Genomic DNA, 21,705 nt, shown 5'->3' with positions numbered 1-21,705 from the left:
CACGTCGGGCCTCCGGCGTACAGAGGCCTACTTCTTCGGGGCCTACTTCTTCGGGTACCGCCACGACACGACGACGATCGCGGCCAGAGCCGCGCCGACGATCAGCACCGGCCGAGGATTCCGTACCACCGCCAAGACCAGCGGCCGGGCCGGCCCGGGCACGTGCTCCGCCCTGCGCTCCAGCTCGGCACTCGTCTCAGCGGCCTTGCCCTGGGTGATCCGGCCCGCCCGCTGCGTCCGGTCCTGGACCCGGTGACCCGTCTTCGCCGCCCGGTCCTGGACCTTGTGACCGGCGTGCGTGGCCTTGTCGTGCACGGTGTGACCGGCCTGCGCCGCGCTGCTGCGCAGCTGCACGGTCATCGCGCCCGCCTTGTCCCTGAGGTCCGCCGCACGGGCCCGCGCACGGCCCTTCACGTCCATCTTTCCTGCCAACTCCTCCACTGTGTCGCCGAGTTCGCTGCGGGTCCGCTCGATCTGCTGCCGCAGTTCCTCGGGTCCCTTCGCTCCCGTCACGGGGGGCTCGCCGCCCGTCCTGTCGGTCATCGGTGCGCCCTTTCCCTGATCTCCTCGACGTCCGCCTTGACGCTGCCGAGGGCTTCCTCGGGCGTCGGGGGTGTGGCACGGCGCAGCTGGGCGCGGCCGACGGCGGCGAGCACCGCCGCGATCACGAACAGCACAGCCGTCACGATCAGCGCCGAGGCCCACACCGACAGCACCAGTGAGAGAGCGGCGGTGGCCGTTCCGGCCAGGGCGAGCAGCCCCGCGTAGGCGAAGGCGCCGGCGGCACCGAGCAGCCCGCCGCCCTTTCCGGCCCGCCGGCCCTTCTCGGCCAGCTCCTCCTTCGCGAGGGCGACTTCCTGCCGTACCAGCCGGGAGACCTGTTCGGTGGCCTGTCCGACGAGTTCGCCCACGGAGTGATGTTCGTCGTGCACCGGCCTGGGGGCCGTGGTTCCGGTCACGTGTTCCGCCTCCTCTCGGTCGGAACGTCCGGGTACCCGGCCCGGCCCCCGCTACCCTCCTTGCGGCCCGCCATCCGGGCCGCGCTGTCCGAGCCGGGCCAGCTGGCTCTGGAACCAGTCGAGCCGGGCCTGCAACAGGGCTGCCTCGGCGGCGAGTTCGGGCACTCCGAGCCCCTCGGGCAGATCCGGATCACCCTCCGTGAGGACGGCGGCCGGCCGTGCCACCACCCGCAGCCCCTCACCGGCCAGCCGGGCGAACCCGGCGAGCGAGACGGCCGTACGTCCGCGCAGGCAGCCCGCACAGGAGGGGGTCAGGGCCCGCCAGCCGGGTCTGCCCCAGCCGGCGTCGGCGAGGGCCGCCGCGACCGTGCCGCAGGCGCAGGGGCCGACGGTGGCGGTCCGCACCCGCTGCCGGGCGTAGCGGAAGCCGCGCTCGAAGCGGAGGTAGCGGCCGAGGACCAGGACGTCGAGGAGGACGGCCGTGCGGTGCTCGGCCGTGCACAGCAGTGCCTCGGCCGCCGCGCGGTCGTGCACACAGTGGAAGCCGCAGTCGCAGCGGCGGTTCGGTGCCCGGTGCCGCAGGCCGTAGACACAGGACGCGTCGGCCAGGACTCCGTACGGCCGCGCGCCGCCGAGCGACACACCGGTGAACCCGGCCCGGGTGCCGTCCTGGGACAGCACCGGGTGGGCGATCTTGTATCCGGTCGGCGGCTCCGTCGGTCGTTCCTCCGGAAGCCGCAGTCTCATCGGGCCGCCGGAACCTCTTCGGGGGCCTTCAGTTCCTTGATCTCCTCCGGAAGTTCGAGCTCCTCGTCCTGGTTCTGCGGCCGCTCCTCGGCGACTCCGGTGGCCAGTGCCTTGCCGAGCTTCATGACGCCTCCCACACAAAGGGGTCCTTCTCGCCATGGTGACCCATGAGGGCCGCAATGCCCATAGGGCCACCCAGGACGCCGTAGCAAGCCTTCACATTGCCTGGTAGGAGAATTAAGTGGAGCTTCACCGTCGGTGGGCCGAGACTGCTGCCATGACGACTTCAGCCCCTTTCGGCCGCGCCCTGTGCGCCATGATCACCCCCTTCACCGAGGAGGGCGCCCTCGATCTCGACGGCGCTCAGCGGCTGGCCGCACGCCTGGTGGCCGAGGGCTGCGACGGCCTCGTGCTGTCCGGCACGACGGGTGAGTCGCCGACCACGACGGACGCGGAGAAGGCGGCCCTGGTGACGGCGGTGCGGGAGGCGGTGGGCGCGGGGGCGTCGGTGGTGGCGGGGGTGGGCACCTTCGACACCCGGCACACCGTGGAGCTGGTCCTCGCCGCCGAGAAGGCGGGCGCGGACGGGGTGCTGGTGGTCAGCCCCTACTACAGCAGGCCGCCGCAGGACGCGCTGGAGTCACACTTCCGCGAGATCGCGGACGCCTGCGCACTGCCCGTCATGCTCTACGACATCCCGGGCCGCACCGGCACCCGCATCGAACCCGAGACGATGATCCGGCTCGCCGAGCACCCCCGGATCGTCGCGGTCAAGGACTGTTCCTACGACTTCCTGGGCGCCCAGAAGGTCCTGGACCGCACGGAGCTGGCGTACTACGCGGGCTGCGACGAGCACATCCTCGCCCTGTACGCGGTGGGCGGGACGGGGTACGTCAGCACGGTGGCCAACGTGGTCCCGGCCCAACTCCGCGCGATCCTGGACACGTTCGAGGCGGGCGACACCCCCGTGTCCGCCCGCCTCCAACAACGGGCCACGCCGCTGATCGAGGCGATGATGTCGGCGGGCCTGCCCGGCACGGTCACCGCCAAGGCCCTCCTCGACGCGCTCGGTCTGCCCGCGGGCCCGGTCCGTGCCCCGCTGCGGCCAGCCGACCGGGAGACGGCCGACGGGCTGCTGGCGGAGTACGAACGTCTCGTGGCCGCCTGATCAGGGCTGGGCGAACAGCGGCTCCCAGCGCCCGGCGTCCCCGTCGTTGCCCTCGCGGAACCCGCTGAGCGGGACCTCCTTCTCGCTGCCGAGGGTGACCAGGACGAGCCGCTGATGGAACTCGCTCTTGTCGTTCCTGCCGATGTCCCAGGCGATGAGCTGCTTGTTGCCGACCCAGGCGAGCAGCTGCTGCCCGCGCACCTCGGTCTTGGCGCCGGTCATGGCGTCGAGGACCCAGGAGGAGGTCTTCCACTTCTTGCCCGCGAAGTCACCGGCGACGAGCTCGCCGTTCGGCGACCTGCCCGCGTCGACGAACCACTCCAGGTACTTGTCCTGCGCAGGCGTGGGGACCTTGGCGCCCTTGAGGTCCCAGAACTCCTTGCCGATGTCCCCCATGGGGTTCCCGGCCCAGACGTGCCGGCCGTCCTCGGTGAGGGCGAAGTCCTGGCGGGCGTTGAGGATGGCGCCCCCGGGCCTGCCGTCGCCGGCGGCGAGTCTCACCTCGCTCCAGGCGCCCTCCCCGGAGGCCACGTCGAGGACGTAGAAGCCGCTGCGGCTCGATGTCCAGTCCTGGTCCCAGCCGTCGGAGCCCTGCATCTTGATCCGCAGATCGGGGTTCTTGGTGTACGTCGTGGCGACCAGCTTGCGGCCGTCGCGGGAGAAGGCGAGTCCGCCGACGCCGTGGTCGACCGGGATCCACCGCTCGACCTTGCCGGTGGTCAGGTCGAGCAGGCCGATCCGGGAGGCGGGCAGGTCCGCTTCGAGGACGGCGGCGGTCTTCGCGCCGGGGGCGACAGCCACCCAGGACCAGTCCGCGGCCTTGGCGTACTTGCCGGTCTTCGGGTTCAGGAGGTAGTAGGCGCGCCGGTAGACGGCGGTCTCCGGGGTCTTCCTGACCGTCTCAGGGATGGAGTACCCGGCCAGGGTCGTGCCCCCGACGGAGATCTCCTCGCGCGGCGGGGACTGGTCGGGGTGCGCCCTGGTCTTCTTCTCCACCACGACCCCACCGCCGCCCGAGGGGCGCACGTCCTGCTTGCCGGAGTCCAGCAGCGGCACCGCCACCCCGACGGCGATCACGGCGGCCGCGGTGACGGCGGCGGCCGTGATCCTGCGGTTGCGGCGGCGCCGGACGGCGAACACCCGGTCGGCGAATCCCGCTGCCGCCGGGGACTGTTGGGCGGCCTGTTCGCGCAGTGCGTCGCGCACGATGTCGTCGACGTTCACGGACGCACCTCCACGGGCGAGTAGTCACGGGCGTCGAACCGCTCGGCCTCCGCGGGCCCGAGGCCGGCGAGTTCGGGGGCGAGCTGACGCAGCCGGGCCAGCGAACGGTGGGTGGTGGACCGCACGGTGCCGACGGAGCAGCCGATGAGGCGGGCCACGTCGGCCTCGGGCAGGTCCTCGAAGTAGCGCAGCACCAGCACGGTGCGCTGGCGTGCGGTGAGCCGGGAGAGGGCCTGGCGTATGACGAGGCGCAGTTCGGCCGCGGCGGCGGTGTCGGGGCCGGGTTCGCCGGTGCCCGGTGGTTCGGGCGGCTCGGCGACACTCACCTCCCGCCTGGGCCACTTCAGCCGCCAGCGGCTGACCTGCTGGCGGTAGAGGACCTGCCGTACGTAGGCCTCCGGTTCGTCGATCTTCTGCCACCGCCCGGCCGCCTTCACCAGGGCGTTCTGCAGCAGGTCCTCACCGGCGTGCCGGTCTCCCCCGCACAGGAGCACGGCGGTCTTCAGCAGAGCGGACGACCTGCTGTCCACGAAGTCCCGGAAACTCTCCAGCCCTTCGGCATTCATCGTCACCTTCTCTTCCCCGGCGACGCCGGTGCGCCGCCCCTCCGACCCTTGTGACGCGTGCGGGCAGCCGCCGCTATGCCACCCCCACGCAAAAAAGTCGCCGCGGAGGAATTTCGTCCTCTGCGGCGACTTTCGGTGGCGCGGCGCGTCAGTTGTGGCTGTGCAGGATGTCGTTGAGGCCGCCCCAGACCGCGTTGTTCGGGCGGGCCTCGACCGTGCCGGTGACCGAGTTGCGGCGGAAGAGGATGTTCGAGGCGCCGCTGAGCTCGCGGGCCTTGACGATCTGGCCGTCGGGCATGGTGACCCGGGTGCCCGCGGTGACGTAGAGACCGGCCTCGACGACGCACTCGTCGCCGAGCGCGATGCCGACGCCCGCCTCGGCGCCGATCAGGCAGCGCTCGCCGATGGTGATGCGGACGTTGCCACCGCCGGAGAGGGTGCCCATGGTGGAGGCGCCGCCGCCGATGTCCGAGCCGTCGCCGACCACGACACCGGCGGAGATGCGGCCCTCGACCATCGAGGTGCCGAGCGTGCCCGCGTTGAAGTTGACGAAGCCCTCGTGCATGACGGTGGTGCCCGCGGCGAGGTGCGCGCCGAGGCGGACCCGGTCGGCGTCGGCGATGCGGACGCCCTTGGGGGCCACGTAGTCCGTCATGCGGGGGAACTTGTCGACGCTCGTCACAGCGAGGTGCAGGCCCTCGGCGCGCGCGTTGAGGCGCACCTTCTCGATCTCGTCGACGGCGACCGGGCCGAGCGAGGTCCAGGCGACGTTGGGCAGAAGGCCGAAGATGCCGTCCAGGCTCTGGCCGTGCGGCTGGACCAGACGGTGCGAGAGCAGGTGCAGGCGCAGGTAGGCGTCGTGCGTGTCGAGCGGCTTGTCGTCGAGGGAGGCGATGACCGTGCGGACCGCGATCACCTCGACGCCACGGCGGGCGTCCGGGCCGATCGCCTTGGCGGCGCCTTCGCCGAGCAGTTCCACGGCCCTGTCGGCAGAGAGCCGCTCGGTGCCGGCCGGGCCGGGCTCGGCGGAGAGCTCGGGAGCGGGGAACCAGGTGTCGAGGACGGTGCCGTCGGCGGTGACGGTGGCGAGGCCTGCGGCGATGGCGCCGGTGGTGCGCGGAGCAGTCGTGTCGGTCATGGGGGAAACCTAACCGGCGCAGGCGGCGGGACGCGAACCCGTACGCGGGGCGTCTCGGGTGGTGGGCGGCGAGCACTGCCCTGTGGTGCGGGCCGCCGGTCAGTGGGTCAACCGCGGTCACCGGCCGGGGCGACGACGGCTGTGGCGATGAGGGAGTCGCCGCCGGCGACCTTCTCGCCGGTGAGCATGCGCATCCCGATCACGCGGTACATCTGCGGGTCGAGCAGCCACTGGCCCCACAGTGTCTCCTCGGTTCCCGGACAGCCGTTCCGGGTGTGGTGGTCGAGCGCGATGGCCCGGCGTCCGGCCGTGGTCTCGACGACGTGGTCCACCACCGTGCCGCCCGGCAGGGTCGCGAGCGCCCGGCAGAGCGCACGTCGGCGCTCCGGAGGACGCTGGTCCCGGTGCAGTCGTTCGCCGCCTTCGGCACCCTCTTCGGGTCGGCGACGGCGTTCTTCTCGCGCAACGCCCGCAGCGCCTTCTGAGCGTCGGCGGGCAGCGCGACCAGGACCGGGTACATCTCGCCCGGCGAGCGGACGGCGCGACAGTCTCACCGCCTCGCCCGCATCCCCGCCGGGATCACCCGCGCCAGCACCTCCCGCGCGTACTCCTCGTCGTACGGCGTCCCCGTCAGCAGCACCTGGAGACAGATCCCGTCCAGCAGCGCGACCAGCGCCCGTGCCGTGACCCGGTCCGTGCGGCGGGCGAGGCGTTCGGCGAGGTCGTCGGCCCACTCGGCGGCGACGGGGCGCAGGGCGGGGCGGCGCAGGGCGGCGAGGTAGAGCTCGTACTCCAGCTCGACGCCGGTGCGGTCGCCGCCGAGCCAGTCGCCGAGGACCCGGGCGAGGCCGGTGGCCAGGTCACCGCCGGGGTCGTCCAGGGCGCCGTGCGCGGCGACCGCCTTGGCGAAGCCCTCGCTGGCCTGGCGCAGCGCGGCGACCATCAGCTCGTCGAGGCTCTTGAAGTGGTACGTCGTCGATCCGAGCGGCACGTCGGCCGCGGCGGCGGCGCTGCGGTGGCTGAGTCCCGCGAGCCCCTTCTCCCCCACGACCCGGATGGCCGCGTCGATGATCCGCTGCCGGCGCTCGGGGTCGTGCCGCCGGGCCATCAGTGCGCCCCGCCCAGGTTCAGGACCACGACGCCCACGATGATCAGCGCGATCCCGGCGGCCCTGGTGACCGTCATCCCCTCCCCGAGGAAGACCATCCCGATCGCGGCGATGGCCGCGGTGCCCGCTCCGGCCCAGATCGCGTAGGCGGTGCCGACCGACACCGTCTTCAGCGTCTGGGCGAGCAGCGCGAAGGAGAGGACGTACCCGAGCACGGTCAGCAGCGAGGGCCCGAGCCGGCTGAAGCCCTCGGTGTACTTCATGGCCGTGGTCGCTCCGACCTCGGCGGCGATGGCTCCGGCGAGCAGCAGGTATCCCATGTGTACGAGCGTACATAACGGCGGGTCGCCGTCGCCGCTTGCGGGCGGGCCGAGAGCCCGCTGAGCGAGGAATGTGGAAACCGGCCGGTTCAAAGGGCTGCTCGGGACCGCCGGTAACCACTAGTGTTCCTCCGAACCACTTGTGTTTCACCATTCACATACCGCGCCACCACAGCAGCGGCACGTCGCCTCGCGCCGCGCCGGAGGAACAGCGCATGCCCGAAGAGAAGTCCCGGCCGCCCCAGAACCGCCCCTGGGAGAACGGCTGGACGTTGGACACCTCCCGCACGCCCGGCACCAGACGGCTCTATCTCGCCGGGGCGCTGGCGGTGGCCACGATCGTTGCCTGTGTCGCGGCGATAGCCGCCACCGACAACAGAGGTGACGATTCGTCAAAAACCGCACGGGACGAGGGAGGCCTGATCTCCTTCTCCTCGCAGCCCGCGACGACCGTCGCCCCGCAGGGCGACAGCGGCCTCTCCTCGGTGTCCCCCACTCCCCGGGGCCCCCGGCAGCAGGGCGCAGAACCCACCGTGACGGTCACAGCGACCCCGAAGCGGCCCAAGCCCACGGTCTCCAAGGGCAGTTCGTCCAAGCCGAAGCCCTCCGTGACCTACCGCTCGGTCCGCTCGGTCAACTACCCCGACCGCTACTGGCACGTGGACGACGGCTATGTGGGCCTGGACCCGGTCCGCGGCTCGGAATCCCGCGAGGATTCCACCTTCAAGCAGGTCAAGGGCCTGGCGAACGCCTCGTGTTACTCCTTCGCCACCCATGACGGCAAGTACCTGCGCCACCGCAACTTCGTCCTGCGGGCCGACCGCGACGACGGCTCCTCCCTCTTCCGGCAGGACGCCACGTTCTGCGCCCGGGACGCCGCCTACTCGGGCACGAAGATGCTGGAGTCGGTGAACTACCCCGGCTACTTCCTGCGCCACAACAACTTCGTGATCCGCCTGGAACGCTTCGAGTACAGCTCGCAGTTCCTGTCGGACTCGTCGTTCCAGCTGGTGGACGGCCTGGCCTGAGCCGCGTCCGAGCACGGGAAAGCGGCGGCACCCGGAAGGTGCCGCCGCTTTTCGCGGGCGTCTGTCAGACGTTGAACCCGAGCGCCCGAAGCTGCTCGCGTCCGTCGTCCGTGATCTTGTCCGGTCCCCACGGCGGCATCCACACCCAGTTGATGCGCAGTTCGCTGACGAGGCCGTCCGTGGCGGACTTGGCCTGGTCCTCGATGACGTCCGTCAGCGGACAGGCCGCCGAGGTCAGGGTCATGTCGAGGGTCGCGATGTTCGCGTCGTCGATGTGGATGCCGTAGATCAGGCCGAGGTTGACGACGTCGATGCCCAGCTCGGGGTCGACGACGTCGTACAGCGCCTCGCGGACCTCTTCCTCCGAGGCCGGCTTCATCTCAAGGCTCTCGCTCATGCCGTCTTCCTTTCGGCGTCGGCTCCGGCGTCCAGCGCCTGGGCCGTCGCGTCCTTCCATGCCATCCAGCTGAGGAGGGCGCACTTGACCCGGGCCGGGTACTTGGAGACACCGGCGAACGCGACCGCGTCCTCCAGCACCTCCTCCATCGCGTCGTCGGGCTCGATCCTGCCCTTGGACTGCATCAGCTCGAGGAAGGTCTCCTGGATCCGCTGCGCGTCCGCCAGGTCCTTGCCGACCAGCAGATCGTTCAGTACGGAGGCGCTGGCCTGGCTGATCGAGCAGCCCTGGCCCTCGTAGGAGACGTCCTCGATCGTCGTGCCGTCGTACTTCACACGGAGGGTGATCTCGTCGCCGCACGTCGGGTTCACGTGGTGCACCTCGGCGTCGCCATCCCTGAGACCACGCCCGTGCGGGTGCTTGTAGTGGTCCAGGATGACTTCCTGGTACATCGAGTCCAGCTTCATGCGATAGCCCGTTCCCGTCAGCCGAAGAAGTTCCGTACGTGCTCCAGCCCCTCGACCAGTGCGTCGATCTCGGCCGGAGTGGAGTACAGATAGAACGACGCTCGCGTGGTCGCGGGAATTCCGTACCTCAGGCAGACCGGCCGCGCGCAGTGGTGTCCGACCCGGACCGCGACGCCCTGCTCGTCCAGGACCTGGCCCACGTCGTGCGGGTGGATGTCGCCGAGCGTGAAGGAGATCGCCGCGCCCCGGTCCTCGGCCGTGGTGGGGCCGATGATCCTGAGGCCGGGGACCTCCGCCAGGCGCTGGACCGCGTACTCGGTCAGCGCGTGCTCATGGGCGAGGATCTTGTCCATGCCGATGGCCTGGAGATAGTCGATGGCCGCGCCCAGACCGACCGCCTGCGCGATCGGGGGGGTGCCCGCCTCGAACTTGTGCGGCGCGGGAGCGTAGGTCGACGAGTGCATCGACACGGTCTCGATCATCTCGCCGCCGCCGAGGAACGGCGGCAGGTCCTCGAGGAGTTCCTGCCGGCCCCACAGCACGCCGATGCCCGTCGGCCCGCACATCTTGTGACCGGTGAAGGCCACGAAGTCGGCCTGCAGGGCCTGTACGTCCAGTGGCATGTGCGGCGCGGCCTGCGAGGCGTCGATGCAGACCAGGGCACCGACCTGCTGTGCCCTGCGCACTATCGCCTCGACCGGGTTGACCGTGCCCAGGATGTTGGAGACCAGCACGAAGGAGACGATCTTCGTCTTCTCGGTGATGATCTCGTCGATGTTGGACAGGTCGAGGCGGCCGTCGTCGGTCAGCCCGAACCACTTCAGCTTCGCGCCCGTGCGCTGCGCCAGCAGCTGCCACGGCACGATGTTGGAGTGGTGCTCCATCTCCGTGATGACGATCTCGGTCTCGGAGTCCACGCGGTAGGGCTCGTCCGCCCAGCCCAGCATGTTCGCCACGAGGTTGAGCGACTCGGAGGCGTTCTTGGTGAAGATCACCTCGTTGCGCGAGGGCGCGTTGATGAACTCGGCGACCTTGTCGCGCGCGCCCTCGTACAGTGCCGTGGCCTCCTCGGCGAGCACATGCACACCGCGGTGGACGTTGGCGTTGTACCGCTCGTAGTACTCGCTCATGGCGTCCAGCACCTGGCGCGGCTTCTGCGAGGTCGCCGCGTTGTCCAGGTACACGAGCTTCCGGTCGTCGTGGACCAGGCGGTCCAGGATCGGGAAGTCCTTGCGGATCGCCTCGGTGTCGAGGAGGCCCGGCAACTGCGTCACGCTGATACGCCACCCTTCGTGTATGCCTCGTAGCCCTCGTTCTCCAGCTTGTCGGCGAGCTCGGCGCCGCCGGACTCGACGATGCGACCGCCGGAGAAGACGTGGACGAAGTCGGGCTTGATGTAGCGCAGGATGCGCGTGTAGTGCGTGATCAGCAGGGTGCCGACCTCGCCGGTCTCGCGGACGCGGTTGACGCCCTCGGAGACGACCCGCAGGGCGTCGACGTCGAGGCCGGAGTCCGTCTCGTCGAGGATCGCGACCTTCGGCTTGAGCAGCTCCAGCTGGAGGATCTCGTGGCGCTTCTTCTCACCGCCGGAGAAGCCCTCGTTCACGTTGCGCTCGGCGAAGGCCGGGTCCATGTGGAGACGCTCCATGGTCTCCCGGACCTCCTTCACCCAGGTGCGCAGCTTGGGGGCCTCGCCGCGGACGGCGGTGGCGGACGTACGGAGGAAGTTGGAGACCGAGACGCCGGGGATCTCGACCGGGTACTGCATCGCCAGGAACAGGCCCGCGCGGGCGCGCTCGTCGACGGACATCTCCAGGACGTCCTCGCCGTCGAGGGTGACGGTGCCGCTGGTGATCGTGTACTTCGGGTGACCCGCGAGCGAGTAGGCGAGCGTCGACTTGCCGGAGCCGTTGGGGCCCATGATGGCGTGCGTCTCGCCCTGCTTCACGGTGAGGTCGACGCCCTTGAGGATCTCCTTCGTGGCGTTGTCGGCCTCGACGGTGACGTGCAGGTCGTGGATTTCAAGCGTTGCCATGGGTGCCTCAGGACTCCTGGTTGAGGGAGACGAGCACGTCGTCCCCTTCGATCTTTACGGGGTATACGGGGACGGGGCGCGTCGCGGGAAGGCCGGACGGTTTGCCGGTGCGCAGGTCGAAGCTGGAGCCGTGCAGCCAGCACTCGATCTGGCAGTCCTCCACCTCGCCCTCGGAGAGCGAGACGTTCGCGTGGGAGCAGATGTCGTGGATGGCGAACACCTCCCCCTCGGTGCGGACGACCGAGACCGGCGTGCCGTCGAGTTCCACCCGCTTCGGGGTGTCCTCCTCCAGCTCGCTCAGCCCACAGGCGCGTACGAAGGCGGCCATCAGACGGTGGCCTCCAGCTCCTCGTCGATCTTCACGAGAAGGCGCTCCTCGATGTCGTCGACACCGATCTGCTGGACGAGCTCGGCGAAGAAGCCGCGGACCACCAGGCGGCGGGCCTCGTCGGCCGGGATGCCACGGGCCATCAGGTAGAAGAGCTGCTCGTCGTCGAAGCGGCCGGTCGCGCTCGCGTGCCCGGCGCCGACGATCTCGCCGGTCTCGATCTCCAGGTTCGGCACGGAGTCGACCCGGGCGCCGTCGGTGAGGACGAGGTTGCGGTTCATCTCGTAGGTGTCGGTGCCCTCGGCCTTGGCCTCGATGAGCACGTCACCGATCCACACCGCGTGGGCACCCTCGCCCTGGAGCGCGCCCTTGTAGGCCACGTTCGACTTGCAGTGCGGGGTGTTGTGGTCGACCAGGAGACGGTGCTCCTGGTGCTGGCCGGCGTCCGTGAAGTACAGGCCGAACAGCTCGGCCTCGCCGCCGGGGCCGGCGTAGGAGACGCGCGGGTGCAGCCGGACGAGGTCGCCGCCGAAGGTGACCACGAACGACTTGAAGGTGGCGTCCCGGCCGATCAGCGCGTTGTGCTGGGCCACGTGCACGGCCTTGTCGTCCCAGTCCTGGACGGAGACGACGGTCAGCTTGGCGCCGTCGCCCAGGATGTAGTCGACGTTGGAGGCGAGTACGGCGTCACCGGTGTGGTCGATGACGACGACGGCCTCGGCGAAGGCTCCGAGCTCCACGACCTGGTGGCCGTAGCGGACCCCGCCCTCGCCGTGCACGGCGATGCGGATCGGCTCGGTGAGGACCGTCTCCTTGGGGACGGTGACCACGCCGGCCTTCTCGAACGCCGAGTAGGCCTGGGCGGCGATGCGGTCCACCGGGGTGCCGGCCCTGCCGAGCCGGGCGTCGTCGCGGCCGACGGTCTCGATCACCACGCCCTCGGGCGCCGTGATGTCGACCTTCACGCCGCCGCCGGTGGCGACCGCGGTGCCGTCGTGCAGCCCGCGCAGGCGCTCCAGCGGCGTGAACCGCCACTCCTCCTCGCGGCCGTGGGGGACCGGGAAGTCCGCCACGTCGAAGGACGGGGGCGCGCTCATGCGCGTGGCGACGGTCGACTCGGCGGCCACCGCGATCTGGCCGGCGGTGGTGGACCCCACCGGGATATTCGTAGCCTCAGCCATGGCTGTCGGTCTGCTCTCTTCCTACGTCAGTTTCGCTAGCTGTGTCCGAAAGGGGGCGGGGTCAGCCGACCGCGCCTTCCATCTGCAGCTCGATCAGCCGGTTGAGCTCCAGCGCGTACTCCATCGGCAGCTCCTTCGCGATGGGCTCGACGAAGCCGCGCACGATCATCGCCATCGCCTCGAACTCGCTCAGACCACGGCTCATCAGGTAGAAGAGCTGGTCCTCGGAGACCTTGGAGACGGTCGCCTCGTGGCCCATGGACACGTCGTCCTCGCGGACGTCCACGTAGGGGTACGTGTCGGAGCGGGAGATGGTGTCGACGAGCAGCGCGTCGCACAGCACGTTGGACTTGGAGCCGTGGGCGCCCTCGCCGATCTCCACCAGACCGCGGTAGGAGGTACGGCCGCCACCGCGCGCCACCGACTTGGAGACGATGTTGGAGGAGGTGTTCGGCGCCATGTGGACCATCTTGGAGCCGGCGTCCTGGTGCTGGCCCTCGCCCGCGAAGGCGATGGACAGGGTCTCGCCCTTGGCGTGCTCGCCCATCAGGTAGACGGCCGGGTACTTCATCGTGACCTTGGAGCCGATGTTGCCGTCGATCCACTCCATGGTCGCGCCCTCGTACGCCACGGCGCGCTTGGTGACCAGGTTGTAGACGTTGTTCGACCAGTTCTGGATGGTCGTGTAACGGCAGCGGGCGTTCTTCTTGACGATGATCTCGACGACCGCGCTGTGCAGCGAGTCCGACTTGTAGATCGGCGCCGTACAACCCTCGACGTAGTGCACGTAGGCACCCTCGTCGACGATGATCAGGGTCCGCTCGAACTGGCCCATGTTCTCCGTGTTGATACGGAAGTAGGCCTGGAGCGGGATCTCGACGTGCACGCCCTTCGGCACGTAGATGAAGGAGCCGCCGGACCACACCGCGGTGTTCAGCGACGCGAACTTGTTGTCGCCGACCGGGATGACGGTGCCGAAGTACTCCTTGAAGAGCTCCGGGTGCTCCTTGAGAGCGGTGTCGGTGTCCAGGAAGATGACGCCCTGCTCCTCCAGGTCCTCGCGGATCTGGTGGTAGACGACCTCGGACTCGTACTGGGCCGCGACACCGGCGACGAGGCGCTGCTTCTCCGCCTCGGGGATGCCGAGCTTGTCGTACGTGTTCTTGATGTCCTCGGGCAGGTCCTCCCAGGACTCCGCCTGCTTCTCCGTGGACCGCACGAAGTACTTGATGTTGTCGAAGTCGATGCCGGAGAGGTCCGAGCCCCAGTTCGGCATGGGCTTCTTGCCGAACAGGCGCAGACCCTTGAGGCGGAGCTTGGTCATCCACTCCGGCTCGTTCTTCTTCGCGGAGATGTCGCGGACGACGTCCTCGTTGATACCGCGCCGCGCGGAAGCGCCGGCCGTGTCGGAGTCGGCCCAGCCGTATTCGTACTTGCCCAGGCCCTCGAGCTCGGGGTGGGCAGTCTCCGTGGGGAGAGTCATGCGGGGTTCCTCCCGGCCGTGCTTGCAGATGCGTGATCAGACATGTGGGAAATCTTGGGGATGAACGTCGTGCAGACGCCGTCGCCGTGCGCGATGGTCGCCAGTCGCTGGACGTGCGTTCCGAGCAGCTGGGAGAAGATCTCGGTCTCCGCCTCACAGAGCTGGGGGAACTTCTCCGCGACATGGGCCACCGGGCAGTGGTGCTGGCAGAGCTGCTCGCCGACCGGTGCGCTGCGCGCCGTAGCAGCGTACCCGTCCGCGCTCAGGGCCTTGGCCAGGGCTTCGGTGCGCTCCTCGGGGGCCGCGGCCTCGATGACCTTGCGGTACTCCTCGGCCTGCGCGGCGATCCTCGCGCGTGCGAAGGCGACGACCGCCTCGTCCCCGCCGAAGCGCTCCTGGATCCAGCTCAGGGCGTCCGCGGCGAGCTTGTCGTACGACTGGTCGAAGGCGTCCCGGCCGCAGTCGGTGAGCGCGAAGACCTTGGCGGGGCGGCCGCGCGTCCGCGCGCCGTAGACCCGCTGCTCCCGCGCTTCCACGACGTCGTCGGCCACCAGCGCGTCCAGATGACGTCGTACGGCCGCCTGGGTGAGCCCCAGCCGTCCGGCCAGCTCGGCGACGGTCGACGGGCCGTGGTCCAGGATGGATCGCGCGACGCGGTTGCGGGTGGACCGCTCACCGGTCGCGAGCTCCTCCTGAGGGGCCCCCGTGGGGGTCTCCCGAGCCTCGCCGACGTTTTTCACAACGCCATTGTTGCGTAATTCCTCAGGACCGGGCAAGCCGCGTCCACCGCGACGCACGGTGCCCTGCGTCACTTAGGTACTCCTAACCTGACCTGGGGAAACGATCTTTGATCGATCAAACGGGTGGCGTTCGGCGGTCCTGTCGGGAACACTCGCGAGGATGCCGATACCACCTCCCACCGGCCCACTTGTCACTCGCGACACCCTCGCCGCGCACCTGCGCGAGCTGGGTGTCAGAAGCGGCGAGATCCTGCTCGTGCACTCCTCCCTGAGCTCCCTCGGCTGGGTCTGCGGGGGCCCGGTCGCGGTGGTTCAAGGGCTGCTCGACGCCCTCGGGCCGGACGGCACGCTCGTGGTCCCGACCCAGACCGGCGACCTCTCCGACCCGGCCGTCTGGGGCAACCCGCCGGTGCCCGAGGACTGGTGGGACACGATCCGGGCGACCATGCCCGCCTACGACCCCCTCGTCACGCCCTCACGCGGGGTCGGCGTGATCCCGGAGACCGTCCGCACCTGGCCCGGCGCCCTGCGCAGCGCGCACCCGCAGATCTCCTTCGCGGCGCTGGGTCCACGCGCGCGTGACGTGCTCGACGGCCACGCCCCCGACTGCCGTCTCGGCGAGCAGAGCCCGCTGGCCCGCCTGGAGGCCCTCCACGCGCGTGTGCTGCTCCTCGGCGCGGGCTACGACACCTGCACGAGCTTCCATCTCGCCGAGTACCGCGTCCCGACCCCCCTGGTGAGGGTCGGCCGCCCCGGACCGGACGGCTGGGAGGTGGTCACCGAGGTCTCGATCACCTCGGACCGCTTCGACGAACTCGGGTACGACTTCGAGCGGGACAGCGGCGTCGTCGTACGGGGAAAGGCGGGCGCGGCCGACGTACGGCTGTTCCCGGTGGCGGACGCCGTGCGGTACGCGCAGCGCTGGCTGGCGCTGCACCGCTCACGGGAGGACGTTCCCGGACATGCGCCGGGTGGAGATCCTGCACCCGCCCGACTGCGGCGCGGGCGGCGAACCTAGACTCGGGCCCATGCGAAGTGAGCCCGTGGTCCAGGTCCACGCCCTGGTGAAGCGGTACGGCACGAAGACCGCCGTGGACGGCCTCGACCTGGTCACCGGGCCGGGCGTGACCGCCGTACTCGGGCCCAACGGGGCCGGCAAGACGACGACGGTCGAGACCTGCGAGGGATACCGGAAGCCGGACTCCGGCACGGTACGGGTCCTGGGCCTCGACCCGGTGCGGCAGGCCCGTGAGCTGCACCCGAGGATCGGCGTGATGCTTCAGTCCGGGGGCGTGTACTCGGGCGCCCGGGCCGACGAGATGCTGCGGCACATGGCGAGACTGCACGCGCACCCGCTCGACGTGGACGCGCTGATCGAGCGTCTGGGCCTGGACAGCTGCGGCAGGACGACGTACCGCAGGCTGTCCGGCGGTCAGCAGCAGCGCCTGGCTCTCGCCATGGCCGTCGTGGGCCGGCCGGAACTGGTGTTCCTGGACGAGCCGACCGCCGGGCTCGACCCGCAGGCCCGCCGCGCGACCTGGGACCTGATCCGCGACCTGCGCGCGGACGGTGTGTCGGTGGTCCTCACCACGCACTACATGGACGAGGCCGAGCAGCTCGCCGACGACGTGGCGATCATCGACGGTGGCAAGGTCATCGCCCAGGGCACCCCGGAGGAGCTGTGCCGGGGCGGCGCGGAGAACACCCTGCGCTTCACGGGCCGCCCCGGGCTCGACGTGGGCTCGCTGCTCAAGGCCCTCCCGGCGGACTGCTCGGCGGCCGAACTGACGCCCGGCTCCTACCGGGTCGTGGGCAAGGTCAACCCCCAGCTGCTGGCGACGGTGACGTCCTGGTGCGCCCAGCACGGCGTGATGCCGGAGAAGATCTCGGTGGAACGGCACACCCTGGAAGACGTCTTTTTGGAACTGACCGGCAAGGAGCTGCGCGCGTGACGGCCACCGGTATGTACACCCCGAAGCCGGGCGCGGCACCTCTGGGACGCATGATCGCGACCCAGGCGATCCTGGAGACGAAGATGCTCCTGCGCAACGGCGAGCAGCTCCTGCTGACGGTGGTGATCCCGACCCTCGTGCTGGTCCTGTTCAGCTCGGTGGACATCATCGACACGGGCCGGGGCAAGGCCGTGGACTTCCTCACCCCCGGCGTCCTCGCCCTCGCGGTCATGTCCACGGCGTTCACAGGGCAGGCGATCGCGACCGGCTTCGAGCGCCGCTACGGCGTCCTGAAGCGCCTGGCCTCCTCCCCGCTGCCCCGCTGGGGCCTGATGACGGCGAAGACGGCGTCGGTCCTGGTGACGGAGATCCTCCAGGTGATCCTCCTGACGGTGATCGCCTTCGCGCTGGGCTGGTCCCCGCACGGCAACCCCTTCGCCGTCCTGCTGCTCCTGATCCTCGGCACGGCGGCATTCTCCGGCCTCGGCCTCCTGATGGCCGGCGTCCTGAAGGCGGAGGCGACCCTGGCCGCGGCCAACCTGGTCTTCCTCCTGCTGCTGGTGGCCGGCGGAGTGGTGGTCCCCCTGTCCAAGTTCCCCTCAGGCGCCCAGGACGCACTGAGCCTGCTGCCGATCACGGCCCTGTCGGACGGCCTGCGGGACGTGTTGCAGCACGGGACCGGGATGCCCTGGGGCGACCTGGGGATCCTGGCGGTGTGGGCCGCGGCGGGTCTGGCCCTGGCGGGACGCTTCTTCCGCTGGGAGTAGGGGTGAGAGAGGGGGCCCTCGTGAACGCGTGCACAAGCGGCCCCCTACGATGGAAAGCGTGCCGAACCTGACCCGCGCCGACGCCGTAGCGGCCGTCCGCAACCCGCTCGCCTTCATCGCCGCACGCTGGACCCCGACTTCCCGGACGGTTCAGCGGGCGGCTCTCTCCGCGCTCGTCATGGCGGTGGTCATCGTGGTCACCGGCGGGGCGGTGCGGCTGACCGGGTCGGGACTCGGGTGCCCGACCTGGCCCACCTGCACGGACGACTCGCTGACCACCACCAGTGCGATGGGCATCCACGGCGCCATCGAGTTCGGCAACCGGATGCTGACGTACGTGCTGTGCGCCGCCGTCGGGTGGGCGATCATCGCCGCGCGCTCCGAGAAGCCGTACCGGCGCAGCCTGACCCGGCTGGGCTGGGCGCAGTTCTGGATCGTGATGAGCAACGCGATCCTCGGCGGCATCGTCGTGCTCGTGGGTCTCAACCCGTACACCGTCGCGGCGCACTTCGTGGCCACGACGGCCCTGATCACGGTCGCCGCGGTGATGTGGCAGCGCACCCGCGAGGGCGACTCGGCACCCCGTCCGCTGGTCGGCAGGCCGGTGCAGCAGCTGGTGTGGTTCATGGTGGCCGCCGCCGCCCTGCTGATCCTGGTGGGCACGGTCGTGACGGGCGCCGGACCGCACGCGGGTGACTCCAGCGAGGTCGAGCGGATGCACCTGGACTGGGAGACGGTGGCCAAGGTGCACGCGGTGCTGGCCTGGATCGTGGTGTCGCTGACCTTCGCCCTGTGGTTCATCCTCAAGGCGGTCGACGCCCCCAAGGCCCCCCTGCACCGCACCCGCGCCCTGTTCCTGATCCTTCTGTCCCAGGGTGTCATCGGCTACGTCCAGTACTTCACCGGCCTGCCCGAGTTCCTGGTCGGCCTGCACATGCTCGGCTCGGCCCTGGTGTGGATCGGGGTCCTGCGCGTCCTGCTGTCCCTGCGGGAGCGGTCCGAGGGGGAACCGTCCGAGGTTCCCGCCCAGTCGTACGCCGCCACCGGTTCGTCGATCGCCGGTCCCAGGTAGCTCCGCGTCACCCCGGGCCCGGCGTTGCGCCCACCCGTCGGCCGCGCGTGCGGCAGGCGGGGGCCGTCCTGGCAGTGCCGCCGGCCGGCGAACCGTGGGCCCGGACGGCGACAGAGCGAGCGGGGCCAGGTCGGCCAGGAAGCGGTCCAGCAACACGTCGGTCTGCACCGGCCCCGTCCTGGACAGCTCACTCCAGCCCGTACACCCTGCGCGCGTTGCCCGCCGCGATCAGCCCCGCCACCCGCTGCGCGTCGGCCAGCGACCATGCCCCCTCCGTGACCCAGCCGCCCAGCACCCGGGCCAGCGCCTCGCGGAACAGGCGGGCGCCCACGACATGCAGTTCGGGCAGGCTGTGGGCCCCGCTGGAGAAGACGATCTTGCCGAAGGGGGCCAGTTCCAGGATCTCCGCGAGGACGGTCGCCGCGCGGGCACCGGTGCGCACGAGGGCGGCGCCGGAGTCGGCGTAGACGTGCGGGAAGACTCCGGCGAGATGGGCGGCGTGCCGGTGGTACGGGTAGCTGTGCAGCAGGACGAGGTCGGTGCCGAGGCCCGCGGTGGCCCGGACGAAGTCGGTGAGCAGGACGGGGTCGGTGCGGTCGATGCGCAGGCCCGGTTCGCCGAGCCCGGCGTGCAGTTGGAGGGGCAGGCCGGAGGCGGCCGCGATCCACAGCAGGTGTCGTAGCAGGACGGGGTCGGACAGCTCGCCGCCCACCCTGCGGCCCGCAAGCCACCGGCCCGCCGCGCCGCGCACCTCTCCGGGCCCCGGCGGCTCGGGTGCGAGCGCGAGTCCGTGCCGTACGCCCGCCACCGAGGTGAAGGCGACCGCGCTCGCGGCGGCTCCGTGCACCGACTCGGCGAGGTTGGCGAGGAAGGACTCGACGGTGCCCGAGGTGTCGGCGACCTGTTCGGCGAGGAGTTCCAGGCGCACGATCTCGCGGGCCTCGGCGTCCGCGGCGGAGGCCAGCTCGGTGGGTCCCGTGAGGTCGCCGGGCAGTCCGGTGTCGACCAGATAGGTCGTGATGCCGCTGCCGCGGAGCAGTCTGCGGCCCGCCTCCAGTACGCCCAGTTCACGGCGCCGGGCCAGATAGCGGGCGGGCGGACAGTGCGGTTCCAGGCCGAGCAGGGGCGGGCACCAGCGCCGTACGGCGAAACCCGTCTGGGTGTCGAACAGCGTGGTCCCCGGGGCGGGCGGGCCCTCGGTGCGGGCCAGCTGGGCCTCGAAGGTGCCGAGACCCAGCTCCGTCCGCAGTACGCCGTGGCAGTACTGGTCCACGAGGGACGGCGTTTCGATCATCCGGGCTCCCCGTGGCAGGACTGTGCGCTTGCTACAGGTCCTAACGGGTGAACCAGGCGTCAGGTGTTGCTGTCACACACCCCGTGCGAAGCGCGCCGCGGGTTGAGCCGTTCGCCCACGCTGAGGGACCACGCCGGCCTTCGCGCGACTGCGGGACCGTCGTGGCTGGAGACGCCCACGCGGCGGAACCGCACGCCGATACAGCCCCGCGCCCTTTCGGGGCGCGTTGGTCAGTCGTTCGAGGGGCCGCCGACCTGGATGCCCGCCATCCGGGTCCATTCGTACGGCCCGGTCTTCACCTTCGCGGCGAACTCGCCGTCGAACTCCTCGTGCACGGTGATGCCGGACTTCTCGACGGCCTTCTCGGCGATCTCGTACGAGGGGGCCATCAGGTCGCCCCAGCCGCCGTCCTCGCCGACGAGGACGATCCGGGCGCCGCGCTCGCCGACGTAGGCCAGCTGGCCCTCGGCGCCGCCGTGCTCCTTGGAGAAGGCGCTGATCTGCTTGGCGAGCCGGGCGACCTTGCGCTCGGCCTTCGCGTCAACCTGCTGCGTGTCTGCCATGACCAGGATGCTACCGACGGGTAGAGGGGTCGGCGACGTGACCCTTACCTCAGGAAGGGGTCGACCGCCACCGCGAGGAAGAGGATGGACACATAGGTGATCGACCAGTGGAACAGCCGCATCTCCTTGAGCTTCGCGCCCGTCACCTCGGCCCTGGCCCGGTTCTGCAGGCCGTGCGCCTCCCACAGCCAGAAGCCGCCCGCGAGCAGTGCGACCACCGAGTAGAACCAGCCGGTGTAGCCGAGCGGCTGCAGCAGCAGCGACACCCCGACCATCACCCAGCTGTAGAGGACGATCTGCTTGGCGACGACCTTGTTGGAGGCGACGACCGGCAGCATCGGCACGCCCACACGCGCGTAGTCCTCACGGACCTTCATGGACAGCGGCCAGTAGTGCGGCGGCGTCCAGAAGAACATGACGAGGAAGAGGATGACCGGCGCCCACGCCATGGAGTTCGTGACGGACGACCAGCCGATGAGGACCGGCAGACAGCCGGCGATGCCGCCCCACACGATGTTCTGCGAGGTACGGCGCTTGAGGATCATCGTGTACACGACGACGTAGAAGAGGAGCGCTCCGAGGGAGAGCCAGGCGCTCAGCCAGTTGACGGTGAGGCCGAACAGCAGCGTCGAGACGACCGCCAGCGTGATGCCGAAGGCGAGGCACTCGCGCGGCGACACCATGCCGGTCACCAGGGGACGCTGCGAGGTGCGGTCCATGAGCGCGTCGATGTCGCGGTCGATGTACATGTTGAGGGCGTTGGCGCCGCCCGCCGAGAGGTAGCCGCCGACACAGGTCAGCAGGACCAGCTTCAGGTCCGGCACACCCTGCTGCGCCAGGAACATCACCGGCACGGTGGTGATCAGCAGCAGCTCGATGATCCGGGGCTTGGTCAGCGCCACGAATGCCTTGACACGGGCCCCGAACGGCCGGTGACCAGAGCTCTTGCTCTCCCCCAGCACTCCGGCTGGACGGGATTCGACGGCCGTCACGCACACCCCTACAGAGACATCCCAGCAAGCCCCACCCGTGTGAAGTACCGGTAAAGCTCGCGCGTACCACGCCACTGTAGACGTTGCCCATACCCGGGCATTCGCGGGGGTCGGGTCGTGTCCGGGGACGGCCCCGGAAGAGCTCGGCGCCACTCGGTTGAGCACTCGTACGAGCG

The 21,705-nt window shown here is 70.4% G+C and carries 28 protein-coding genes; 7 read left to right on the top strand and 21 right to left on the bottom strand.

The window, feature by feature from the left end; translation table 11 throughout:
- Window positions 1–42 precede the first annotated feature (42 nt).
- The 4 genes from ACFVYN_RS33705 to ACFVYN_RS33690 are packed head-to-tail and all read right to left on the bottom strand — an operon-like array spanning window position 43 to window position 1,831.
- The gene (locus ACFVYN_RS33705; RefSeq protein ID WP_390005627.1) at window positions 43–543 is read right to left on the bottom strand and encodes a DUF3618 domain-containing protein; all 501 of its coding nucleotides are present in this window, start codon (window positions 541–543) and stop codon (window positions 43–45) included.
- Window positions 540–959, bottom strand: a complete 420-nt coding sequence (locus ACFVYN_RS33700) for a phage holin family protein (RefSeq protein ID WP_390005625.1) — start codon at window positions 957–959, stop codon at window positions 540–542. The genes ACFVYN_RS33705 and ACFVYN_RS33700 overlap by 4 nt, the downstream gene beginning before the upstream one ends.
- Before the next feature lie 51 nt (window positions 960–1,010).
- A complete protein-coding gene (locus tag ACFVYN_RS33695) occupies window positions 1,011–1,706 on the bottom strand; it encodes a hypothetical protein (protein WP_390005624.1) in 696 nt (231 codons plus the stop codon).
- The gene (locus ACFVYN_RS33690; protein ID WP_390005622.1) at window positions 1,703–1,831 is read right to left on the bottom strand and encodes a hypothetical protein; all 129 of its coding nucleotides are present in this window, start codon (window positions 1,829–1,831) and stop codon (window positions 1,703–1,705) included. The genes ACFVYN_RS33695 and ACFVYN_RS33690 overlap by 4 nt, the downstream gene beginning before the upstream one ends.
- Before the next feature lie 152 nt (window positions 1,832–1,983).
- On the opposite strand from ACFVYN_RS33690, the gene dapA reads away from it, so the two are divergent.
- Window positions 1,984–2,874 carry a 4-hydroxy-tetrahydrodipicolinate synthase gene (dapA, locus tag ACFVYN_RS33685; protein ID WP_390005620.1) on the top strand — a complete coding sequence of 297 codons (891 nt, stop codon included), beginning with the start codon at window positions 1,984–1,986 and terminating at the stop codon, window positions 2,872–2,874.
- Here dapA and ACFVYN_RS33680 read toward each other — a convergent pair whose 3' ends face one another.
- From ACFVYN_RS33680 to ACFVYN_RS33665, 4 genes are all read right to left on the bottom strand, one after another.
- Complete coding sequence (locus ACFVYN_RS33680; RefSeq protein ID WP_390005619.1) at window positions 2,875–4,098, bottom strand: WD40 repeat domain-containing protein; 1,224 nt, start codon at window positions 4,096–4,098, stop codon at window positions 2,875–2,877.
- The gene (locus tag ACFVYN_RS33675) at window positions 4,095–4,664 is read right to left on the bottom strand and encodes a SigE family RNA polymerase sigma factor (protein WP_390005617.1); all 570 of its coding nucleotides are present in this window, start codon (window positions 4,662–4,664) and stop codon (window positions 4,095–4,097) included. The genes ACFVYN_RS33680 and ACFVYN_RS33675 overlap by 4 nt, the downstream gene beginning before the upstream one ends.
- Before the next feature lie 148 nt (window positions 4,665–4,812).
- The gene (gene dapD, locus ACFVYN_RS33670) at window positions 4,813–5,802 is read right to left on the bottom strand and encodes a 2,3,4,5-tetrahydropyridine-2,6-dicarboxylate N-succinyltransferase (protein WP_390005615.1); all 990 of its coding nucleotides are present in this window, start codon (window positions 5,800–5,802) and stop codon (window positions 4,813–4,815) included.
- 107 nt (window positions 5,803–5,909) lie between these two features.
- On the bottom strand, window positions 5,910–6,134 hold the full coding sequence (locus ACFVYN_RS33665) for a hypothetical protein (RefSeq protein WP_390005613.1): 225 nt from the start codon (window positions 6,132–6,134) through the stop codon (window positions 5,910–5,912).
- On the opposite strand from ACFVYN_RS33665, the gene ACFVYN_RS33660 reads away from it, so the two are divergent.
- A complete protein-coding gene (locus tag ACFVYN_RS33660; protein ID WP_390005611.1) occupies window positions 6,126–6,287 on the top strand; it encodes a hypothetical protein in 162 nt (53 codons plus the stop codon). The two genes, ACFVYN_RS33665 and ACFVYN_RS33660, sit on opposite strands and share 9 nt — an antisense overlap.
- A gap of 65 nt (window positions 6,288–6,352) precedes the next feature.
- On the opposite strand, the gene ACFVYN_RS33655 is transcribed toward ACFVYN_RS33660, so the two are convergent.
- Window positions 6,353–6,910 (bottom strand): TetR/AcrR family transcriptional regulator, encoded by a 558-nt coding sequence (locus ACFVYN_RS33655; RefSeq protein ID WP_390005609.1) that lies wholly within the window; start codon window positions 6,908–6,910, stop codon window positions 6,353–6,355.
- Complete coding sequence (locus ACFVYN_RS33650) at window positions 6,910–7,230, bottom strand: DMT family transporter (protein WP_390005607.1); 321 nt, start codon at window positions 7,228–7,230, stop codon at window positions 6,910–6,912. Before ACFVYN_RS33650 ends, ACFVYN_RS33655 begins: the two co-directional genes overlap by 1 nt.
- A gap of 215 nt (window positions 7,231–7,445) precedes the next feature.
- On the opposite strand from ACFVYN_RS33650, the gene ACFVYN_RS33645 reads away from it, so the two are divergent.
- Window positions 7,446–8,258, top strand: a complete 813-nt coding sequence (locus ACFVYN_RS33645) for an AbfB domain-containing protein (RefSeq protein WP_390005605.1) — start codon at window positions 7,446–7,448, stop codon at window positions 8,256–8,258.
- 64 nt (window positions 8,259–8,322) lie between these two features.
- Here the strand turns inward: ACFVYN_RS33645 and ACFVYN_RS33640 are convergent, their stop codons facing one another.
- The 8 genes from ACFVYN_RS33640 to ACFVYN_RS33605 form a co-directional block, all read right to left on the bottom strand.
- Entirely contained in the window at window positions 8,323–8,655 is a 333-nt protein-coding gene (locus ACFVYN_RS33640) for a metal-sulfur cluster assembly factor (RefSeq protein ID WP_390005603.1), read from the bottom strand.
- Window positions 8,652–9,122 (bottom strand): Fe-S cluster assembly sulfur transfer protein SufU, encoded by a 471-nt coding sequence (gene sufU / locus ACFVYN_RS33635; protein WP_352390547.1) that lies wholly within the window; start codon window positions 9,120–9,122, stop codon window positions 8,652–8,654. Before sufU ends, ACFVYN_RS33640 begins: the two co-directional genes overlap by 4 nt.
- A 17-nt stretch (window positions 9,123–9,139) precedes the next feature.
- A complete protein-coding gene (locus ACFVYN_RS33630) occupies window positions 9,140–10,396 on the bottom strand; it encodes a cysteine desulfurase (RefSeq protein ID WP_390005601.1) in 1,257 nt (418 codons plus the stop codon).
- Window positions 10,393–11,157 carry a Fe-S cluster assembly ATPase SufC gene (gene sufC, locus ACFVYN_RS33625; RefSeq protein ID WP_390005599.1) on the bottom strand — a complete coding sequence of 255 codons (765 nt, stop codon included), beginning with the start codon at window positions 11,155–11,157 and terminating at the stop codon, window positions 10,393–10,395. Before sufC ends, ACFVYN_RS33630 begins: the two co-directional genes overlap by 4 nt.
- A 7-nt stretch (window positions 11,158–11,164) precedes the next feature.
- Window positions 11,165–11,485 carry a non-heme iron oxygenase ferredoxin subunit gene (locus ACFVYN_RS33620; RefSeq protein ID WP_390005597.1) on the bottom strand — a complete coding sequence of 107 codons (321 nt, stop codon included), beginning with the start codon at window positions 11,483–11,485 and terminating at the stop codon, window positions 11,165–11,167.
- On the bottom strand, window positions 11,485–12,666 hold the full coding sequence (gene sufD / locus ACFVYN_RS33615) for a Fe-S cluster assembly protein SufD (protein WP_390005595.1): 1,182 nt from the start codon (window positions 12,664–12,666) through the stop codon (window positions 11,485–11,487). The genes ACFVYN_RS33620 and sufD overlap by 1 nt, the downstream gene beginning before the upstream one ends.
- A 61-nt stretch (window positions 12,667–12,727) precedes the next feature.
- Window positions 12,728–14,149: a Fe-S cluster assembly protein SufB gene (gene sufB / locus ACFVYN_RS33610; RefSeq protein ID WP_390005593.1), complete on the bottom strand. Its 1,422-nt coding sequence runs from the start codon at window positions 14,147–14,149 to the stop codon at window positions 12,728–12,730.
- Window positions 14,146–14,889, bottom strand: a complete 744-nt coding sequence (locus ACFVYN_RS33605) for a helix-turn-helix transcriptional regulator (protein WP_390005591.1) — start codon at window positions 14,887–14,889, stop codon at window positions 14,146–14,148. Before ACFVYN_RS33605 ends, sufB begins: the two co-directional genes overlap by 4 nt.
- A gap of 160 nt (window positions 14,890–15,049) precedes the next feature.
- On the opposite strand from ACFVYN_RS33605, the gene ACFVYN_RS33600 reads away from it, so the two are divergent.
- From ACFVYN_RS33600 to ACFVYN_RS33585, 4 genes are read left to right on the top strand one after another with little or no spacing between them, the layout of a single operon-like run.
- Window positions 15,050–15,907, top strand: coding sequence for an aminoglycoside N(3)-acetyltransferase (locus ACFVYN_RS33600; protein WP_390005589.1), 858 nt, complete (start codon window positions 15,050–15,052; stop codon window positions 15,905–15,907).
- A 10-nt stretch (window positions 15,908–15,917) separates the two neighbouring features.
- Complete coding sequence (locus ACFVYN_RS33595; protein WP_390005587.1) at window positions 15,918–16,841, top strand: ABC transporter ATP-binding protein; 924 nt, start codon at window positions 15,918–15,920, stop codon at window positions 16,839–16,841.
- On the top strand, window positions 16,838–17,608 hold the full coding sequence (locus tag ACFVYN_RS33590) for an ABC transporter permease (protein ID WP_390005585.1): 771 nt from the start codon (window positions 16,838–16,840) through the stop codon (window positions 17,606–17,608). Before ACFVYN_RS33595 ends, ACFVYN_RS33590 begins: the two co-directional genes overlap by 4 nt.
- A gap of 49 nt (window positions 17,609–17,657) precedes the next feature.
- Window positions 17,658–18,680, top strand: coding sequence for a heme A synthase (locus ACFVYN_RS33585; protein ID WP_390005584.1), 1,023 nt, complete (start codon window positions 17,658–17,660; stop codon window positions 18,678–18,680).
- Between the two features lie 187 nt (window positions 18,681–18,867).
- Here ACFVYN_RS33585 and ACFVYN_RS33580 read toward each other — a convergent pair whose 3' ends face one another.
- The 3 genes from ACFVYN_RS33580 to ACFVYN_RS33570 form a co-directional block, all read right to left on the bottom strand.
- A complete protein-coding gene (locus tag ACFVYN_RS33580; protein ID WP_390005583.1) occupies window positions 18,868–19,974 on the bottom strand; it encodes an amidohydrolase family protein in 1,107 nt (368 codons plus the stop codon).
- 230 nt (window positions 19,975–20,204) lie between these two features.
- A complete protein-coding gene (locus ACFVYN_RS33575; protein ID WP_390005581.1) occupies window positions 20,205–20,537 on the bottom strand; it encodes a hypothetical protein in 333 nt (110 codons plus the stop codon).
- Window positions 20,538–20,581: 44 nt separating this feature from the next.
- Window positions 20,582–21,535 (bottom strand): heme o synthase, encoded by a 954-nt coding sequence (locus ACFVYN_RS33570; protein WP_390005579.1) that lies wholly within the window; start codon window positions 21,533–21,535, stop codon window positions 20,582–20,584.
- Between the last annotated feature and the right edge of the window lie 170 nt (window positions 21,536–21,705).

Source organism: Streptomyces sp. NPDC058307 (assembly GCF_042880295.1).
Classification (GTDB): domain Bacteria; phylum Actinomycetota; class Actinomycetes; order Streptomycetales; family Streptomycetaceae; genus Streptomyces.
The sequence above is the reverse complement of the archived record's forward strand: the minus strand, read 5'-3'. Positions and strand labels throughout refer to the sequence as shown.

Coding starts and splice junctions, on each gene's coding strand:
- ACFVYN_RS33705 (WP_390005627.1), bottom strand. CDS start 543: ATGACCGACAGGACGGGCGGCGAGCCCCCCGTGACGGGAGCGAAGGGA.
- ACFVYN_RS33695 (WP_390005624.1), bottom strand. CDS start 1,706: ATGAGACTGCGGCTTCCGGAGGAACGACCGACGGAGCCGCCGACCGGA.
- ACFVYN_RS33690 (WP_390005622.1), bottom strand. CDS start 1,831: ATGAAGCTCGGCAAGGCACTGGCCACCGGAGTCGCCGAGGAGCGGCCG.
- dapA (WP_390005620.1), top strand. CDS start 1,984: ATGACGACTTCAGCCCCTTTCGGCCGCGCCCTGTGCGCCATGATCACC.
- ACFVYN_RS33675 (WP_390005617.1), bottom strand. CDS start 4,664: ATGAATGCCGAAGGGCTGGAGAGTTTCCGGGACTTCGTGGACAGCAGG.
- dapD (WP_390005615.1), bottom strand. CDS start 5,802: ATGACCGACACGACTGCTCCGCGCACCACCGGCGCCATCGCCGCAGGC.
- ACFVYN_RS33655 (WP_390005609.1), bottom strand. CDS start 6,910: ATGGCCCGGCGGCACGACCCCGAGCGCCGGCAGCGGATCATCGACGCG.
- ACFVYN_RS33650 (WP_390005607.1), bottom strand. CDS start 7,230: ATGGGATACCTGCTGCTCGCCGGAGCCATCGCCGCCGAGGTCGGAGCG.
- ACFVYN_RS33645 (WP_390005605.1), top strand. CDS start 7,446: ATGCCCGAAGAGAAGTCCCGGCCGCCCCAGAACCGCCCCTGGGAGAAC.
- ACFVYN_RS33640 (WP_390005603.1), bottom strand. CDS start 8,655: ATGAGCGAGAGCCTTGAGATGAAGCCGGCCTCGGAGGAAGAGGTCCGC.
- sufU (WP_352390547.1), bottom strand. CDS start 9,122: ATGAAGCTGGACTCGATGTACCAGGAAGTCATCCTGGACCACTACAAG.
- sufC (WP_390005599.1), bottom strand. CDS start 11,157: ATGGCAACGCTTGAAATCCACGACCTGCACGTCACCGTCGAGGCCGAC.
- ACFVYN_RS33620 (WP_390005597.1), bottom strand. CDS start 11,485: ATGGCCGCCTTCGTACGCGCCTGTGGGCTGAGCGAGCTGGAGGAGGAC.
- sufD (WP_390005595.1), bottom strand. CDS start 12,666: ATGGCTGAGGCTACGAATATCCCGGTGGGGTCCACCACCGCCGGCCAG.
- sufB (WP_390005593.1), bottom strand. CDS start 14,149: ATGACTCTCCCCACGGAGACTGCCCACCCCGAGCTCGAGGGCCTGGGC.
- ACFVYN_RS33600 (WP_390005589.1), top strand. CDS start 15,050: ATGCCGATACCACCTCCCACCGGCCCACTTGTCACTCGCGACACCCTC.
- ACFVYN_RS33595 (WP_390005587.1), top strand. CDS start 15,918: ATGCGAAGTGAGCCCGTGGTCCAGGTCCACGCCCTGGTGAAGCGGTAC.
- ACFVYN_RS33585 (WP_390005584.1), top strand. CDS start 17,658: ATGGAAAGCGTGCCGAACCTGACCCGCGCCGACGCCGTAGCGGCCGTC.
- ACFVYN_RS33580 (WP_390005583.1), bottom strand. CDS start 19,974: ATGATCGAAACGCCGTCCCTCGTGGACCAGTACTGCCACGGCGTACTG.
- ACFVYN_RS33575 (WP_390005581.1), bottom strand. CDS start 20,537: ATGGCAGACACGCAGCAGGTTGACGCGAAGGCCGAGCGCAAGGTCGCC.